Source organism: Streptomyces sp. NPDC001231, from assembly GCF_042896885.1.
Taxonomy (GTDB): domain Bacteria; phylum Actinomycetota; class Actinomycetes; order Streptomycetales; family Streptomycetaceae; genus Streptomyces.
The window spans coordinates 238,072-253,218 of the sequence record NZ_JBIAXS010000003.1 but is presented as its reverse complement, the minus strand read 5'-3'; the positions used below and the strand labels follow the sequence as shown (position 1 = coordinate 253,218).

Sequence of the window (15,147 nt, the reverse complement as noted above, 5' to 3'; positions counted from 1 at the left end):
GCTTCTGGGCCTGTTCGCTCACCCGGGAACCCTAGTCAATCCTGCGCCGCCGGGGCCACGGGGCGACGCGACGGCCGGCCGGCGGACCGGCCGGCCGCCGAGTCCCGCGGCGGACCGGCGGTCGGCGTGGCCCGCTACTCGTCCTCGGACAGTGTGATGGCGCCCACGGGGCAGGCGCGGGCGGCCTCCCGGACCATCGGGTCGCCGGCGCCGTCCTCCCTGCCGGGCAGCAGGGCACTGAAGCCGTCGTCGTCCTGGGTGAACACAGCCGGCGCGGTCAGGGCGCACTGTCCGGCGCCGATGCAGCGGTCCTTGTCGATCTCGATGTGCATGACGGAAGCCTCTTACCAGCTGACGGGGAGTTCCAGCATCCCCTGGATGGTGTCGCCGGGTTTGAAGGGGATCTCCTCCGGCGGGGCGGCGAGCCGGAGCCCGGGCAGCCGTTCGAGGAGCGTGCGCAGGGCGATCTCCAGCTCGGTCCGGGCGAGGTTCTGGCCGAGGCACTGGTGGATGCCGAAGCCGAAGGCGACGTGGTGGCGGGCCGAACGGTGGAAGTCGAGGGTGTCGGGCGCCGGGTAGACCTCCTCGTCGCGGTTGATGACCGAGGTGGAGAAGACCACGCCGTCCCCGGCCCTGATCGTGGTCCCGGCGATCTCGATGTCCTCGGTGGCCTGCCGCAGCAGCCCGTCCGCGATGGACAGCATCCGCATGAGTTCCTCGATCGCGTCCGGCAGCAGCGAGGGGTCGGCACGCAGCTCGGTCAGCCGGTCGGGGTGCAGCAGGAGCGTGTAGGTACCCAGGGAGATCATGTTGGCGGTGGTCTCGTGGCCCGCGACCAGGAGGATCATCGCCAGCGCGGTCAGCTCCTCGCGGTCCAGCTCACCCTCGTGCAGCCGCTGCTGGACGAGTTCGTCCAGCAGGCCCTCGCCGGGCTGCCGCCGCTTCAGGTCGATCAGCTCCTCCAGGTACGCCGCCAGCCGGTCCCGGGCGTCCTGCGTGTCCTCGGCCGTCGGTCCGCGCAGCAGCCGCCTCGACTGCTCCTCGAAGAACTCGTGGTCGGCGTAGGGCACGCCGAGCAGGGCGCAGATCACCATGGACGGCGCCGGCAGCGCGAAGGCGCGCACCAGGTCGACGGGCGGTCCCTGCGCGATCATCGCGTCCAGCAGTTCGTCGACGATCTCCTGGATGCGCGGCCTCAGCTCGGTGGCGCGCTTGAGGGTGAAGCTCGGGATCATCATCCGCCGCTGGGTGCGGTGCTTGGGGTCGTCGACGCCCAGGAGCGCCGGTTTGCGGTCGCGGACCGCGGCGAAGCGGGGCGTGGTGGCCGGGAAACCCGAGCGGGTGCGGTCCGTGGACAGCCGGGGGTCCACCAGCAGGTCCCGGGCGACGGCGTGGCCGGTCACGAGCCAGGCCGGGCGGCCGTCGTAGAGCCGGATGCGGGCCAGTGGCCGGGCGGTGCGCAGCGGGTCGTACCCGGTGGGCGGGTGGTAGGGGCAGGCCCGGTCCTGGGGGAAGGAGACGGGCTCGGACAGTTCGGTCAGGTCTGTCATGGAAGACCTCGCAGACGAAGGATGCGTCGTGCCGATCTTCATTAGATGCCCGGGGCACCTAGGGCACGACATGAAGTTCGGCCAGATCGGTGACCTTCGGGATCTGGCTGGGAACCACCCATTCCGGATCGTAATTCGGTTGCCGCCGAAACGGCGCGGGATACAGGATCCGGCCATGCCCACGACCGCTGTGTTCCCGCCGCTGCCGTCCGCCGCCGACCTCCCCGCGCGGTCCCAGCAGCAGCCCGGCCGTCCCCGGAGGCCCGGTCCGCCGCAGTCGTGAGCGCCGCGCTCGTCGCGGGCCTGCTCGCGGGCTACGGCATCGCCGTGCCCGTCGGCGCCGTCGCGACCTATCTCGTCACCCTGACCGCCCGTACGTCCCTGCGGACCGGTGTGTGCGCCGCGCTCGGCGTGGCGACGGCCGACGGCCTCTACGCCCTGCTCGCCACCCTCGGCGGCTCGGCCCTGGCCGCCGCGCTGCGGCCGGTGCTCGCGCCGCTGCGCTGGGCGTCGGCCCTGCTGCTCGCCGCGCTGGCCGTCCGGGGCGCGGTCGGCGCGGTGCGGCGGTACCGCGGGCACCGGCTCGCCGCCCGGGCCGCCCCACCGCCGCCGAGCCCGGCCCGTGCGTACCTGGCGCTGCTCGGGATCACCCTGCTCAACCCCACCACGCTGGTCTACTTCGCGGCGCTGGTGCTCGGCGCCCGTGGCACACAGGCCGCGCCACCGTCCCAGCAGGCGGTGTTCGTACTGGCGGCCCTCGCCGCCTCCGCGAGCTGGCAACTCCTGCTCGCGAGCGGCGGCGCCCTGCTTGGCCGCGCCCTGACAGGCCACCGGGGACAGCTGGTGACGACCCTGGCGTCCAGCGCCGTGATCACGGCACTGGCGCTACGAATGCTGCTGCCGCCGGGATGAGCGACCCACCCACGGCGCACCCACGGCGACGCGCCCCTACTGCGAGGGACGCGTCCCGCCCACGGGGCGAGGCCGGCCCGGGGGCGAGGTCCACCCTCGGAGACGCCGTGCGCCCAAGGCGGAACGCGATCCTCTTGCACGGGACGAGGTCCGCCCCGCAGAGGACGCCGTGCGCCTACGAGGGCCGCGGTCCGCCCGCATGGGGCGAGAACCGCCCTCAGGTAGCGCGAGGAACGCAGCCCGCCCGCAGAGGACGCCAGAGGGAGCCGTCCGCCGGGAGAGGCTGCTCGCCCGCGAGGAACGCAGTCCGCCCGCAGGGGGGCACGGCCCGCCCGCGAGGCGACGCGGCCTGGCCGTCCGGCGGCGTGGGCCGGTGGGGATGAATCGTGGGGGTCCGGATGTTGAATGGCGTTGCACCATCAGTGACGGGATGCGACGAGAGGACGGCCGGCATGGCTCTTGAGGGCGAGTACGAGCCCAGCCCGACCCAGTGGGTGCGGGAGCAGGTGGAGCTGTACGAGGGCTCCGGCGGCACCAAGGGGACCACACTGCTGGACACGGGCCTGCCCGTGATCCTGCTGACCACCGTGGGCGCTCGGAGCGGCAGGATCCGCAAGACACCGTTGATGCGCGTGGAGCACGAGGGGCAGTACGCCGTGGTGGCCTCCCAGGGCGGTGCGCCCAAGCACCCGTTCTGGTACTTCAACCTCAAGGCCGACCCCCGCGTCGAGCTCCAGGACGGTCCGGCCAAGCAGGACATGACGGCCCGTGAGGTCACCGGTGCGGAGAAGGCGCGGTGGTGGGAACGGGCCGTGGCCGCGTTCCCCCCGTACGCCGAGTACCAGGAGAAGACCTCGCGGGAGATCCCGGTCTTCGTACTGGAACCGGCCACCGGGATCTGAGCCGCGCGAGAAAATCCGGCCGGGAGGCTTGAGCCCGTCCCGTTCGGGCATGCGTCTGTCAGGCCCCGCCGCGCTCCCCCGTCGCGGCGGGGCCCTTTCGTGCCCGCTCGCTCCCCGGCCGCCGCGGCCCACGCCGTGCCGCCGGCGGATTTCGGGGAACGTGTTCACCAGGACATCCGTCGAGCAGGGAGGACACATGAGCGGCGGGGGCGAGGGCAACAGCGCCTACGGCCACAAGGCCTTCAAGCGGTCCAAGAGCCACTTCGCGGACCGGATCACCGCCGACGGGCGGGACGGTTGGCCGGTGGAGGCCGGACGTTACCGGCTGGTGGTCAGCCGTGCCTGCCCGTGGGCGAGCAGGTCACTGGTCTCCCGGCGGCTGCTGGGACTGGAGGACGCCCTGTCGCTGGCCGTCGTGGATCCGGTCCAGGACGACCGGAGCTGGCGTTTCACACTCGACGCCGACGGCCGGGATCCCGTACTCGGGATCCGTTTCCTCAGCGAGGCCTACGACCGGCGGGAGACCGGTTACCCCGGCGGGGTGAGTGTGCCCGCGGTCGTCGACGTGCCCAGCGGCGAGCTGGTCACCAACGACTTCCAGCAGATCACGCTCGACCTCGCCACCGAGTGGAGCGCGCTGCACCGGCCCGGTGCGCCGGACCTGTACCCGCGGGCGCGGCGCGACGAGATCGACACGGTGATGGCGGAGGTGTACGAGGACGTCAACAACGGCGTGTACCGGGCGGGCTTCGCCTCGAACCAGGAGGAGTACGAGGCCGCCTGCGCGGGCGTGTTCCGGCGGCTGGAACTGCTGGCGTCCCGCCTGGCCGGGCAGCGCTACCTCGTGGGCGACACGATCACCGAGGCGGACATCCGGCTGTTCACCACGCTGGTCCGGTTCGACGCCGTCTACCACGGCCACTTCAAGTGCAATCTGTGGAAGCTCGCCGAGAACCCCGTGCTGTGGGCGTACGGCCGGGACCTGTACCAGACTCCCGGTTTCGGGGACACGGTCGACTTCGACCACATCAAGCGGCACTACTACCAGGTGCACACGGGCCTCAACCCGACCCGGATCGTGCCGCTCGGGCCGGACCTGTCCGGATGGCTGAGTCCGCATCACCGCGAGGAGCTCGGCGGGCGCCCCTTCGGCGACGGGACCCCTCCGGGTCCCGTAAGGCCCGGCGAGGAGGTTCCGCCGCGAGGCCGGCCCTGACGGCCCCGGCGCCCGTACCGGCAACCCCCGTACCGGCAGAGGAGACACCGATGGCCAAGAAGAAGCACAAGATCCCGCTCGCCTACCAGCCCGTCGGCTTCGCGCTGGGCTGGGTCGGCGGCACGCTGGCGGGCTTGGCGTTCCGCGCGACGTGGAAGGCCATCCGTCACGAGGAGGAGGCTCCCGAGGCACTCGACGAGGACCGCCGCTGGGGCGAGATCCTGCTCGCCGCGGCCGTCCAGGGGGCCATCTTCGCGGTCGTACGCAGCGCCGTCGACCGGGCGGGCGCCACCGCCGTCGAACGCTCGCTCGGCGTCTGGCCCGCCAAGGTCAGGGACGACCACGGCTGACCCGCGTCGCCGTGGAAGCCCGGTGAGCGCACCCACCGGGGGCGGTGACCGCGCGGCACCCGGCCACCGCCGCCCGGCCCCGGTCAGCCCTGTTTGGGGCCGGCCTGGGGTACGCGGCGGAGGGTGAAGGTGTGGCCGGCCGGGTCGGAGCAGCTGCGTTCCTCGTACGGGCCGGGGGCGTCCTTGGCTTCCACGAGGCGGCCGCCGAGTTCGACGACTCGGCGCTCGGCCGCGTCCAGGTCCTCCACCAGGAAGTCCAGGTGCACCTGGAGCGAGTTCTCCGGGCGCGGCCAGCTCGGCGGGGTCGCGTTCGCGTCGCGGCGGAAGGCGAGCCGCAGTCCGTCGGCGGCCCTGATCTCCACCAGGTTCGCGGTCACGTCCGTCTCCCGCGCCTGGAGCAACTCCTTGTAGAACATGGCGAGTTTCTCGGGCTCGGCGCAGTCGAGCACCACGACGCCCGCGTTCACCAGCGGCATGTCTCCTCCGTAGGGTCCGGCGGCGGGACGTGGCTGCCCCGCCACCCCTTCCTCCCGGATATCCCGGCCCCGCGGATTCAGGCACGCGCCGCGGACGAACCCCGGCCGATCTTGCCAACCGTCAGGCGCTCGCAGCACAAGGGGAGTCCGAACCCGCGGGGCGCGCCGCCGGATGAGCGGGCGGGCGAGGGCAGGCTCGTTCACCATGAACGGCATGGAGACGATGCGCGCGATCGGTCAGGACGTCCTCGGCGGTCCCGAGGTGCTGCGGGAAATCGAACTGGAGCGGCCCGTGCCCAGGCCCAACGAGGTGCTGGTGCGGGTACGGGCCGCCGGGGTGAACCCCACGGACTGGAAACACCGGGCCAACGGCGGCTTCCTCGGCGAACCGCCGTTCGTACTGGGCTGGGACGTCTCCGGGGTGGTCGAGGCGACGGGCATCGGAGCCTCCCTCTTCCGGCCCGGGGACGAGGTCTTCGGCATGCTGCCGTACCCGTTCGGCCACGGCTCGCACGCCGAGTACGTGACCGCTCCGGCCCGGGCCTTCGCGCCGAAGCCGGCCGGGATCGACCACACCGGGGCGGGCGCGCTGCCGCTGGTGTCGCTGACCGCGTGGCAGGCGCTGGTGGAGCGGGCGGATCTCCGGGCGGGGCAGCGGGTGCTGATCCACGCGGCGGCCGGCGGGGTCGGCCATGTGGCCGTGCAGATCGCCAAGGCGCGCGGCGCGTACGTCTTCGGCACCGCCGGCGCGGGCAAGCACGACTTCCTGCGCGGTATCGGTGTGGACGAGCCGGTCGACTACCGCTCGACCGACTTCACCGAGGCGGTGCGGGACGTCGACGTCGTGCTGGACACCATCGGCGGCGACACCTCGCTCCGTTCGCTGCGGGTGCTGCGCCCGGGCGGTCTCCTGGTGTCGATCCTGCCGGTCGGCTCCGACGACCTCTACCGAGAGGCCGAGCGGCTCGGCGTCCGGGCGGTCCGGATGCTCGTCGACGCCGACCACCACGGCATGAAGGCGATCGCGCAGCTCGTCGAACAGGGCAGGCTGCGCGCCACGATCGCCGGCACCTTCCCGCCGACCGAGGCCGCCAGGGCGCACGAGCTCGGCGAAACCGGCCGCACCACGGGCAAGCTGGTCCTGCTGATGGACTGACGCCCGGGCACCGGGCACACCGCCCGGCGATGTGCCCGGTCACACGGAGCCGGACGCGGCCCCGTGCTGCTCCAGCGCCGCCTCCAGCGTCGGCTGCGGGGGCAGCAGCCGGGACAGCCCGGTGACCTTCAGGATGCGCAGGGTCAGCGGGTGTGTGCACACCAGGCGCAGCTCTCCGCCGTGGTCGAGGACCCGGCCGCGGGCCCGGTACAGCAGGCGCAGGCCTGAACAGTCGAAGAAGTCCACCCGACTCAGGTCGATCACGACCCGGGCCCCGGGCCGTGCGGTGGCCCGGTCGATGTGGGGGGCGATCTGCGCCTCCGCGGCGATGTCGATCTCGCCGCGGAACTCCAGCACGGTGTGCCCGCGGTCCCGATGGACGCGCAGATGCCGGGTGAACGGCGGCGCAGGATCCTGCTGCACGACGGCATTCCCCTCCAACCGGCTCCAAGTACGACGGGCTCGGAGACCACAGCATCCCCCAGCCTTCGGGGCCCAACACCCCTACCTGCTCAGCAAGTTACCCTCGTAGGAGTGAATTCCAGCATGTTCGGTTGACATATGTCTCCGAATTGCAGCCGACTACGGCTGCTCGGTGGGCGGTGCGTCGAACAGGGCGCTGACGGACTCGCCGTTGTGGATGCGGCGTACGGCCTCCGCGAGGGCCGGGGCGATGGACAGGATCCGCAGCTTGTCCTTGTGGGCCCGATACTCCTCGTCCGCCACCGGCACCGGCACGGTGTTGGTGCACACGATCTCCAGGACGTCGCTCTGCTCGGTCAGCCGTTTGAGGGCGCCCGCCGCGAACAGGCCGTGGGTGCAGGCGACGCGGATGGAGCGGGGTCCCAACTCGCGTAGCCGGTCGAGCAGTTCGAGCACCGTACTGCCCTTGGCGATCTCGTCGTCCAGCACGATGACGTCCCGACCGGCCACATCGCCGATGACGGAGCTGATGATCACCCGGTCGTCGGCGTAGCGCTGCTTGGCCCCGGCGGCCACCCGGGCCCCGATCATCCGGGCGAACGCGGCCGCCTCCTTGGCGTTGCCCAGGTCCGGGGAGACCACGGTGGTGCGGGACAGGTCGTACTGCCGGAAGTGCTCGGCGAGTTCGCGCAGCGCGTGCAGATGGTCGACGGGCACCGAGAAGAAGCCGTGCACCTGCGGGGCGTGCAGCGTCATCGCCAGCACGCGGCTCGCGCCCGCCGCGACCAGCAGATCGGCCACCAGTCGGCCGCCCAGCGAGATGCGCGGCGCGTCCTTCTTGTCGGAGCGGGCGTAGGAGTAGTGCGGCATCACGACGGTGATCCGCCCGGCGGAGGCGCCGCGGGCCGCGTCGCACATCAGCAGCAGCTCCACGAGATGTTCCTGCACCGGCTTGACCAGCGGCTGGATGAGGAAGACGTCCCGCTCCCGGCAGTTCGCCCGGAGCTGCACCTCCAGGCAGTCGTTGGCGAAGCGGCTGACCCGCGCCGGGCTGAGGGGCACACCCAGATGGGCGCAGACCTCCGCCGCCAGGTCGGGGTGGGCGCTGCCGCTGAACACCGCGATGTCTCGCACGATCCGCTCCTCGCTGATCATTCCGACTCCCGGCTCATGCTACTGATCGCCCGGTGACGGGCCGCGGTACACCGCCGCCGGGGCCAGGCGGGCCCCCGTGGGCCGTAACCGCCCTGGGTCCGGCCGACTGACCTGTCTGGCAGCGGATTTGGCGGGCATTCTCAGGAGGGAGGAAGGAGAACCGTGGGATGACGACTCCCCCCGAGCGAGCCACCCGGCGCATGCCCGGCTGGGCGAAGGCGGTGAGTGCCGTCGTGGTGGTGCTCGCGCTGCTGTTCGCCGGTGTCGCACTGGCCGTGCTGCCCGGCATCAAGGACCTGTTCGGCACCGAGACGCACGACCGCTCGGGCCCCGCGCTCTTGAAGTCGATCCAAGACCTCAGCCGTTACGACGCCGCCTCCGGCAACTTCCAGGTCGTCGTGGACCTGGAGAAGGACAGCAAGTACCTGCCCGACGCCATCCGCGGCACCCGCACCCTCTACGTCGGGGCCGGCACCGTGGACGCCTACGTGGACCTCGGCCGGCTCGGCGACGAGGACGTGACGGTCGACGGGGACCGCACCTCGGCCACGCTGCGACTGCCGCACGCACGGCTCGGCCGCCCGGCCCTGGACGCGGACCACTCCTACGCCGTCTCCAAGCAGCGCGGTCTGCTCGACCGCCTGGGCGACCTGTTCTCCGACAATCCCAACAGCGAGCAGGCCGTACAGCGGCTCGCGGTCAAGCACATCGCCGACGCGGCGAAGGACAGCGGCCTGACGGCCCGGGCCGAGACCAACACCACCGGCATGCTCGAAGGCCTGCTCAAGTCCCTGGGCTTCAAGGAGGTACACGTCACGTACGGGCCCTGAGCGGGCCTCCGCCGCGCTCCCCCGTAGCCCTTGGCGCGCCCGATCGTCCACGGCCGCGGCGGCCCGTGGAAAATCCGCGGGCTCCCGCCCGGGCCGGCCGGCAGGCCGGCGCCCAGGACCATGGCCCGACCTCTGCTCGCCCCTCGCAGTCGCGCTTCAGGCGATGCTCGGACGCCGACCTCCGCGACGCCGACCCCATGCCGGGCAGGGCATCCTCGACCGGTTCGCGGGTAACCGACCCACATGGCAAGGGAGTTGGCGACCAGGAGGACCGGCATGGCCCGTGTGGCGTTCAGTCCGCGTACCGTTTTCCGCCCGCGCAAGGGCCGGTCCGGGACCGCCGGGCGGCGGGCCGAAGGGGTCCGCCGGCCGCTGGCCTGGCCGCTGCGGCTGCTGGCGATGCTGTGCGCCTTCGCCTTCATGGTGGCGTTCGCCGTCGTCCTGGCGCAGCTGACGCTGGAGCCGTCGCCCGCGTCGGCGTCCATCGCGCACAGCAATCTGCGTCCGGGAAGCTCGCTTCGGGCCTATCTGGAGGGCGCGGGGACGCAGGAGGCGGTCAAGCAGATCGGCGGGAACGTGCTGCTCGGTGTGCCGTTCGGCGTGCTGGTGCCGGTCGTCGCGCCGGGGGCCCGCGGAGTCCTTCGGGTGCTGCTGCTGACCGCGACGGTGATGCTGCTGGTGGAGTTCGCGCAGGGCGCCCTGATCACCGGGCGGGCCTTCGACATCGACGACGTCGTCCTCAACACCACGGGCGCGCTGCTGGGTCACGTACTCCTGGGCCGGCGGATGGGCCGGGCCGTGCACGCGCGCAAGCCGCGTGAGTGATGGCCGGAATTGGTCCGTACCACATATTGACGACCTCTTATCTCACTCCTTGAATCAAGGGCGACACATTCACCCCCCACAACGGACGGCGGCCCGGGCCCGGGCCGCCGCACGGAAGGGAGAGCCGTGGCCCGTCCACGCCTGCTCCGCAGATGTCTGTTCGCCGCCCTGTCCGCCGTCCTGGTCGGCTCCGCCGCCGTCAGCCCGGCGCGGGCCGACTCCCCGAAAGCGGCCACCCCCACGGCGGCCACCCCGAAGGCGGCCGCCGCCGTCACGTTCTCCGACACCTTCGACGGCCCCGCCGGCGCGGCCGTCGACTCCTCCAAGTGGCAGATCGAGACCGGCGACAACGTCAACAACCACGAACGGCAGTACTACACGTCGGGCAACAAGAACGCGGCCCTGGACGGCCAGGGCCATCTGGTGATCACCGCCCGGCGCGAGAACCCCTCCAACTACCAGTGCTGGTACGGCACCTGCCAGTACACCTCGGCGCGGCTGAACACCTCCGGGAAGTTCACCGCGCAGTACGGGCACGTCGAGGCCCGGATGAAGATCCCGCGGGGGCAGGGCATGTGGCCCGCGTTCTGGATGCTCGGGACGCCGGTCAACTGGCCGGACTCCGGTGAGATCGACATCATGGAGAACGTCGGTTTCGAGCCGTCCACCGTCCACGGCACGATCCACGGCCCCGGCTACTCCGGCTCGGGCGGCATCGGCGCCGGCTACACGCTGCCGAACGGACAGGCCTTCGCGGACGCCTTCCACACCTTCGCCGTAGACTGGGCGCCGGACTCGATCACCTGGTCCGTGGACGGCAACGTCTACCAGCGGCGCACGCCGGCCGACCTGGGCGGCAGGACGTGGGTGTTCAACAAGCCGTTCTTCCTGATCCTGAACCTGGCCGTGGGCGGCTACTGGCCGGGCGACCCGGACGGCTCCACCTCCTTCCCGCAGCAGCTCGTGGTCGACTCGGTATCGGTGACCACCAGCGACACGTCCGGCGGCGGCGCGATCCGCGGGCTGGCCGGCAAGTGCGTGGACGTGGCCGGGGCGAACTCCGCCAACGGCACCCCGGTGCAGCTCTACGACTGCAACGGCACCGCCGCCCAGCAGTGGACGGTCGCCTCGGACGGCACCCTGCGCGCACTCGGCAAGTGCCTGGACGTCACGGACCGCGGCACCGCGGACGGCTCCACCGTCCAGTTGTGGGACTGCGGCGGCGGCGCGAACCAGAAGTGGGTGGTCTCCTCGGCGCACGACATCGTCAACCCGCAGGCGAACAAGTGCCTGGACGTCACCGGAAACAACTCCGCCAACGGCACCCGGCTCCAGATCTGGACCTGCACGGGCGGCGCCAACCAGAAGTGGACGGTGGGCTGAGCCAGTGGGGACCGGAACTGACGGCTAGTGCACGGTCCAGGTGAACTTGTCGCCGCCGACCCAGCGGATCACGTCCGGATCGTCGAGGTCGTGGACGCTGATACCGAAGGCGGCGGCGGCTTCGAGGACGTCGATGACGGTCTTCGCCTCGCCGACCACCTCACCATCGATTTCCACGATACGGAAAGGCGGACTGCCCGGCTGCACGCCGAGTACGAGGATCCGCGGCCGCGCAATGTAGGGGGTAGCGACTTCGGTCATGCCATCCAGCCTAGAACGCCGACCGCGGCGACGGGTTTCCGGCACCGCCGGGCCCGGGGTTCCGCACCCCCGCGGCGTCCGCCCCGACGGGCCGGCCCGGAAGCCTCCGGGCCGGCCCGTCCCGCGCCGTCCGGTGCCGTGTGGTGCGGCCCCGGTGGCGCCGGGGAACCCTGGGGGTGGAGGTGGCGATGGACCCTGTCGAGGCACTGGACCGGATCGCCTTCCTGCTGGAGCGGTCCCTGGCGCCGACCTACCGTGTGCGCGCCTTCCGCACCGCCGCCCGGGTGCTGTCCGGGCTGCCCGAGCGCGAGGTGGCCGAGCGCGCCACGGCCGGGACTCTCCAGTCACTCAAGGGCGTCGGCCCGAAGACCGCCCAGGTGGTGCGGGAGGCACTGGCCGGGCAGGTGCCCGGCTACCTGCGGAAGCTGGAGGACGAGGCGGACGAACCGCTCGTCGCGGGCGGCGAACGGCTGCGGGCGCTGCTGCGCGGCGACTGCCATCTGCACTCCGACTGGTCCGACGGCGGTAGCCCGATCGAGGAGATGGGCCGGACCGCGGCGCGCCTCGGGCACGAGTGGGCGGTGCTCACCGACCACTCGCCGCGGCTGACGGTGGCCCGCGGGCTGTCCGCCGAGCGGCTGCGCGAGCAGTTGGAGGTGGTCGCGGAGCTGAACCGGACATGGGCGCCCTTCCGGCTGCTGACCGGTATCGAGTGCGACATCCTCGACGACGGCTCGCTCGACCAGGAGCCGGAGCTGCTGGAGCGGCTGGACGTCGTGGTGGTGTCGGTGCACTCCAAACTGCGGATGGACGCCCGGTCGATGACACGCCGCATGGTGGCCGCCGTGCGCGATCCGCACTCCGACGTCCTCGGCCACTGCACCGGACGACTGCTGACCGGGCGGGGACGGCCGGAGTCGGAGTTCGACGCGGACGCGGTGTTCGCCGCGTGCGCCGAGACCGGCACGGCCGTGGAGATCAACAGCCGCCCGGAGCGGCTGGACCCGCCGCTGCGGCTGCTGCGCCGGGCCGTGGAGGCCGGCGTGCTGTTCTCCGTCGACACCGACGCCCACGCGCCCGGCCAGCTGGACTGGCAGATCCACGGGTGCGCGCGGGCCGAGGAGTGCGGGGTGCCGCCGGAGCGCGTGGTGACCACGTGGACCGGGGAGCAGCTGCTGGACTGGGCCCGCGAGCGGCGGACGCCGTGAGGCGTGCCGCCCGCGCGTCCCTCGGTGCTCGCCCGTGCCAGTCCGTGCGGTCCGCGCCCGTGCGGGTCCGCGTCGACCGGCCGGGACCGGGTACTCGGTGGACCGCACTGTCATCCGCCGCCGAGAGGAGCCGAGGGTGAGCAGCGCTTCGGGCAGCCGGGTCGTCGTCACGGGCGCCACCGGCAATGTCGGCACGAGTGTCGTACGGGTGCTCTCCGAGGATCCGGAGATCGGGTCCATACGGGGGCTGGCCCGCAGGATCCCGCAGTGGTCGCCGCCGAAGACGCAGTGGTCGGCGGTGGACGTGTCCTTCGAGCAGTCCGGGCTGGCCGGGGAGTTCGCGGGCGCCGACGCCGTGATCCATCTGGCCTGGGCCTTCCAGCCCACGCACGATCCGGCGGCCACCTGGCGCACCAACGTGCTGGGGAGCATCCGGGTCTTCGACGCGGTGGCCGCCGCGCGGGTGCCGGTCCTGGTGCACGCCTCGTCGGTCGGCGCGTACTCGCCGGGGCCGAAGGACCACGCGGTGGACGAGTCGTGGCCGACCCACGGCTGGCCGGACGCCGCGTACTGCCGGGAGAAGGCGTATCTGGAACGGGCCCTGGACACCTTCGAGCGGGACCATCCGGACGTGCGGGTGGTCCGGATGCGTCCGGCCTTCCTGTTCAAGCGGGAGTCGGCGAGCGAGCAGCGCCGGATCTTCGGCGGCCGGTTCCTGCCGGGGCAGCTGGCCCGGCCCGAGCTGATGCCGTTCCTACCGGACGTCCCGGGCCTGCGGGTGCAGGCGCTGCACACGGACGACGCCGCCCGGGCCTACCGGCTGGCGCTCGCGCACGAGGTGCGGGGGGCGTTCAACCTGGCCGCCGAGCCGCCGCTCGACGCGCAGGTGCTGGGCGAGCTGCTCGGCTCCCGGCCCGTACGGCTGCCGCGCACCGCCGCCCGCTCGGCGATCGCCGCCGCGTGGGGGCTGCGCCTGCTGCCCGCCTCTCCCCAGCTGTTCGACGCGGTCCTCCACCTCCCCCTGATGGACTGCACCCGGGCCCACACCGAACTGGGCTGGCGCCCGGAACGTACGGCGACGGAGGTCCTCCAGGAGTTCCTCCAGGGGCTGCAGCGGGGCGAGGGCGAGGACACGGAGCCGCTGCGGGGCCGCAAGGTCGGGTGAGCCGGGGCCGGATCGGCATCGGCACCGGCATCAGCAGGGGTCCCCGAGGGGAGCCGGGCCACGGCCCCGGAGGTGTCAGCCGTGTGCCCGGAGCGCCCGCATCTGTTCCTCCAGCGGGCCGAGTCCGATGTCCCGGCGGCGCTCGTCGAGGGTCTGCGGGCGGCGCACGGGGTACGGGCGCAGGGTGACGGGGTTGATCCGCGTGCCGTAGAACTGCGGCTCGCCCAGTTCCACGGCGCAGTGGTCGGCGATGTAGGCCAGGTGCACCGCGGGGCAGCGGCCGTCCGCGGTGGCCTGGGCGATCAGCTCCCGGCACCGCAGCCGGAAGCCCAGGTCCGGGGCGTGCAGCAGGATCATCAGGGCGGCTGTCGAGGCGGCCCCGCCGACGGCCTCGACGGTCGGCCAGCCGTGCAGGCGTACGATCGCCGCGAGCGCCTCGGCGTTGTCCCGGCGGCACCGGGCCACACTCCGTCGCCGCTCCGCCGTGGGCGCGGCCCCCGCCTCCCGCGTCGACTGCCGGTCCGCGTCGGCCCTGCGCACCAGCTCGGCGGCCACCAGGGAGGCGGCCTCCCCGGACAGCGGCGTCGCGTCCTGCCCCGCGACCGGTACCGCTTCCCGCCCGACGAGCGGCACCGTGTCCCGCTCGGCCGTCGGCACCGCCGCCTCGGCCAGTCCCGTCACCGGTCCGCCCGGGACCGCGCGGGCGGCCGGGACCGCGAGGTCTGCGCCCGAGACGTCCGGTCCGCGGGATGTCGTGGGCGTGCCCACGGGATGGTCCGGAGAGGCCGTCATGGTGCCGTGCCCCCACGGCGGCGCAACGTGAACCACACTCTCTTGCCGGGGTGGCCGGGTTCGGGCGGCGCCATTCCCCAGTCGTCCGCCAGCGCGGCGACGATGGCGAGTCCGCGTCCCGACTCCGCGTTCGCGTCCGCCGGTCGCGGTCGTGGCAGCACCGGCGAGGAGTCCGCCACCGTCACGCGGAGGGTGTACGGGCTCCACTCGACGGTCACGGTGACCGTGTCGTCCGGGCCGGTGCGCGCGTGCTTGACCGCGTTGGCGAACAGTTCGTCCGCGGCGAGCACCGCGCCGTCGCGCTGATCGGCCGACAGCGGCAGCCGGGCGAACTGCTCGGCGACCAGTCGCCGTACGGCCGCCGCCCAGGAGGGGTCGGCGGGCACGGTGGAGCGGACGCGGAAGGGTTCGTCCGCGGCGGGACCGGCAGGCCGGTGCCGGGTGTCCGCCGGTGCGGGCGGCGGCCCGGGGCGCCAGGCGCTGGATGCCGTCATCGGTCCTCCTTCGGACGCGGCGGCGCGGCGCGCTGCGTCAGGACGGCCG

At 72.9% G+C, this 15,147-nt stretch carries 18 protein-coding genes; 10 read left to right on the top strand and 8 right to left on the bottom strand.

Annotated elements, in window-relative coordinates:
• Positions 1-134 precede the first annotated feature (134 nt).
• Both ACFY3J_RS05710 and ACFY3J_RS05705 read right to left on the bottom strand, forming a co-directional pair.
• A complete protein-coding gene (locus tag ACFY3J_RS05710; protein WP_384181104.1) occupies positions 135-332 on the bottom strand; it encodes a ferredoxin in 198 nt (65 codons plus the stop codon).
• A 12-nt stretch (positions 333-344) separates the two neighbouring features.
• Positions 345-1,550, bottom strand: coding sequence for a cytochrome P450 (locus ACFY3J_RS05705; RefSeq protein ID WP_384181102.1), 1,206 nt, complete (start codon positions 1,548-1,550; stop codon positions 345-347).
• A gap of 279 nt (positions 1,551-1,829) precedes the next feature.
• Here ACFY3J_RS05705 and ACFY3J_RS05700 point away from each other — a divergent pair, with 279 nt between their 5' ends.
• The 4 genes from ACFY3J_RS05700 (at position 1,830) to ACFY3J_RS05685 (ending at position 4,930) form a co-directional block, all read left to right on the top strand.
• The gene (locus tag ACFY3J_RS05700) at positions 1,830-2,462 is read left to right on the top strand and encodes a LysE family transporter (protein WP_390840352.1); all 633 of its coding nucleotides are present in this window, start codon (positions 1,830-1,832) and stop codon (positions 2,460-2,462) included.
• A 452-nt stretch (positions 2,463-2,914) separates the two neighbouring features.
• Positions 2,915-3,364, top strand: a complete 450-nt coding sequence (locus ACFY3J_RS05695; RefSeq protein WP_384181098.1) for a nitroreductase family deazaflavin-dependent oxidoreductase — start codon at positions 2,915-2,917, stop codon at positions 3,362-3,364.
• Between the two features lie 196 nt (positions 3,365-3,560).
• Positions 3,561-4,580, top strand: a complete 1,020-nt coding sequence (locus tag ACFY3J_RS05690) for a glutathione S-transferase family protein (RefSeq protein WP_384181096.1) — start codon at positions 3,561-3,563, stop codon at positions 4,578-4,580.
• A gap of 50 nt (positions 4,581-4,630) precedes the next feature.
• Entirely contained in the window at positions 4,631-4,930 is a 300-nt protein-coding gene (locus ACFY3J_RS05685; RefSeq protein ID WP_384181094.1) for a DUF4235 domain-containing protein, read from the top strand.
• A gap of 83 nt (positions 4,931-5,013) precedes the next feature.
• Here ACFY3J_RS05685 and ACFY3J_RS05680 read toward each other — a convergent pair whose 3' ends face one another.
• Positions 5,014-5,406: a VOC family protein gene (locus tag ACFY3J_RS05680; protein WP_384181092.1), complete on the bottom strand. Its 393-nt coding sequence runs from the start codon at positions 5,404-5,406 to the stop codon at positions 5,014-5,016.
• A 205-nt stretch (positions 5,407-5,611) separates the two neighbouring features.
• On the opposite strand from ACFY3J_RS05680, the gene ACFY3J_RS05675 reads away from it, so the two are divergent.
• Positions 5,612-6,562 carry an NADP-dependent oxidoreductase gene (locus ACFY3J_RS05675; RefSeq protein ID WP_390840351.1) on the top strand — a complete coding sequence of 317 codons (951 nt, stop codon included), beginning with the start codon at positions 5,612-5,614 and terminating at the stop codon, positions 6,560-6,562.
• 39 nt (positions 6,563-6,601) lie between these two features.
• On the opposite strand, the gene ACFY3J_RS05670 is transcribed toward ACFY3J_RS05675, so the two are convergent.
• Both ACFY3J_RS05670 and ACFY3J_RS05665 read right to left on the bottom strand, forming a co-directional pair.
• The gene (locus ACFY3J_RS05670) at positions 6,602-6,985 is read right to left on the bottom strand and encodes an anti-sigma factor antagonist (protein WP_384181088.1); all 384 of its coding nucleotides are present in this window, start codon (positions 6,983-6,985) and stop codon (positions 6,602-6,604) included.
• 159 nt (positions 6,986-7,144) lie between these two features.
• Positions 7,145-8,119 (bottom strand): ribose-phosphate diphosphokinase, encoded by a 975-nt coding sequence (locus ACFY3J_RS05665; RefSeq protein ID WP_390840399.1) that lies wholly within the window; start codon positions 8,117-8,119, stop codon positions 7,145-7,147.
• A gap of 188 nt (positions 8,120-8,307) precedes the next feature.
• On the opposite strand from ACFY3J_RS05665, the gene ACFY3J_RS05660 reads away from it, so the two are divergent.
• The 3 genes from ACFY3J_RS05660 (at position 8,308) to ACFY3J_RS05650 (ending at position 11,178) form a co-directional block, all read left to right on the top strand.
• Entirely contained in the window at positions 8,308-8,970 is a 663-nt protein-coding gene (locus tag ACFY3J_RS05660; RefSeq protein ID WP_384181086.1) for a DUF4230 domain-containing protein, read from the top strand.
• A 276-nt stretch (positions 8,971-9,246) separates the two neighbouring features.
• A complete protein-coding gene (locus ACFY3J_RS05655; RefSeq protein ID WP_384181084.1) occupies positions 9,247-9,795 on the top strand; it encodes a VanZ family protein in 549 nt (182 codons plus the stop codon).
• Positions 9,796-9,921: 126 nt separating this feature from the next.
• Positions 9,922-11,178, top strand: a complete 1,257-nt coding sequence (locus tag ACFY3J_RS05650) for a ricin-type beta-trefoil lectin domain protein (protein ID WP_390840350.1) — start codon at positions 9,922-9,924, stop codon at positions 11,176-11,178.
• Positions 11,179-11,202: 24 nt separating this feature from the next.
• Here ACFY3J_RS05650 and ACFY3J_RS05645 read toward each other — a convergent pair whose 3' ends face one another.
• Entirely contained in the window at positions 11,203-11,439 is a 237-nt protein-coding gene (locus tag ACFY3J_RS05645) for a hypothetical protein (protein ID WP_361424782.1), read from the bottom strand.
• A 188-nt stretch (positions 11,440-11,627) separates the two neighbouring features.
• On the opposite strand from ACFY3J_RS05645, the gene ACFY3J_RS05640 reads away from it, so the two are divergent.
• The gene (locus ACFY3J_RS05640; RefSeq protein WP_384181080.1) at positions 11,628-12,647 is read left to right on the top strand and encodes a PHP domain-containing protein; all 1,020 of its coding nucleotides are present in this window, start codon (positions 11,628-11,630) and stop codon (positions 12,645-12,647) included.
• Between the two features lie 136 nt (positions 12,648-12,783).
• Complete coding sequence (locus ACFY3J_RS05635) at positions 12,784-13,812, top strand: SDR family oxidoreductase (protein ID WP_384181078.1); 1,029 nt, start codon at positions 12,784-12,786, stop codon at positions 13,810-13,812.
• Positions 13,813-13,887: 75 nt separating this feature from the next.
• Here the strand turns inward: ACFY3J_RS05635 and ACFY3J_RS05630 are convergent, their stop codons facing one another.
• Both ACFY3J_RS05630 and ACFY3J_RS05625 read right to left on the bottom strand, forming a co-directional pair.
• Positions 13,888-14,604, bottom strand: a complete 717-nt coding sequence (locus ACFY3J_RS05630) for a DUF6624 domain-containing protein (RefSeq protein WP_390840349.1) — start codon at positions 14,602-14,604, stop codon at positions 13,888-13,890.
• The gene (locus ACFY3J_RS05625; protein ID WP_390840348.1) at positions 14,601-15,098 is read right to left on the bottom strand and encodes an ATP-binding protein; all 498 of its coding nucleotides are present in this window, start codon (positions 15,096-15,098) and stop codon (positions 14,601-14,603) included. The genes ACFY3J_RS05630 and ACFY3J_RS05625 overlap by 4 nt, the downstream gene beginning before the upstream one ends.
• Positions 15,099-15,147 lie beyond the last annotated feature (49 nt).

Bases quoted from the DNA above. Each gene is read 5' to 3' on its own strand.
- ACFY3J_RS05685 (WP_384181094.1), top strand. From the start codon at position 4,631: ATGGCCAAGAAGAAGCACAAGATCCCGCTCGCCTACCAGCCCGTCGGC.
- ACFY3J_RS05690 (WP_384181096.1), top strand. From the start codon at position 3,561: ATGAGCGGCGGGGGCGAGGGCAACAGCGCCTACGGCCACAAGGCCTTC.
- ACFY3J_RS05640 (WP_384181080.1), top strand. From the start codon at position 11,628: ATGGACCCTGTCGAGGCACTGGACCGGATCGCCTTCCTGCTGGAGCGG.
- ACFY3J_RS05660 (WP_384181086.1), top strand. From the start codon at position 8,308: ATGACGACTCCCCCCGAGCGAGCCACCCGGCGCATGCCCGGCTGGGCG.
- ACFY3J_RS05680 (WP_384181092.1), bottom strand. From the start codon at position 5,406: ATGCCGCTGGTGAACGCGGGCGTCGTGGTGCTCGACTGCGCCGAGCCC.
- ACFY3J_RS05695 (WP_384181098.1), top strand. From the start codon at position 2,915: ATGGCTCTTGAGGGCGAGTACGAGCCCAGCCCGACCCAGTGGGTGCGG.
- ACFY3J_RS05645 (WP_361424782.1), bottom strand. From the start codon at position 11,439: ATGACCGAAGTCGCTACCCCCTACATTGCGCGGCCGCGGATCCTCGTA.
- ACFY3J_RS05655 (WP_384181084.1), top strand. From the start codon at position 9,247: ATGGCCCGTGTGGCGTTCAGTCCGCGTACCGTTTTCCGCCCGCGCAAG.
- ACFY3J_RS05710 (WP_384181104.1), bottom strand. From the start codon at position 332: ATGCACATCGAGATCGACAAGGACCGCTGCATCGGCGCCGGACAGTGC.
- ACFY3J_RS05675 (WP_390840351.1), top strand. From the start codon at position 5,612: ATGAACGGCATGGAGACGATGCGCGCGATCGGTCAGGACGTCCTCGGC.
- ACFY3J_RS05630 (WP_390840349.1), bottom strand. From the start codon at position 14,604: ATGACGGCCTCTCCGGACCATCCCGTGGGCACGCCCACGACATCCCGC.
- ACFY3J_RS05705 (WP_384181102.1), bottom strand. From the start codon at position 1,550: ATGACAGACCTGACCGAACTGTCCGAGCCCGTCTCCTTCCCCCAGGAC.
- ACFY3J_RS05625 (WP_390840348.1), bottom strand. From the start codon at position 15,098: ATGACGGCATCCAGCGCCTGGCGCCCCGGGCCGCCGCCCGCACCGGCG.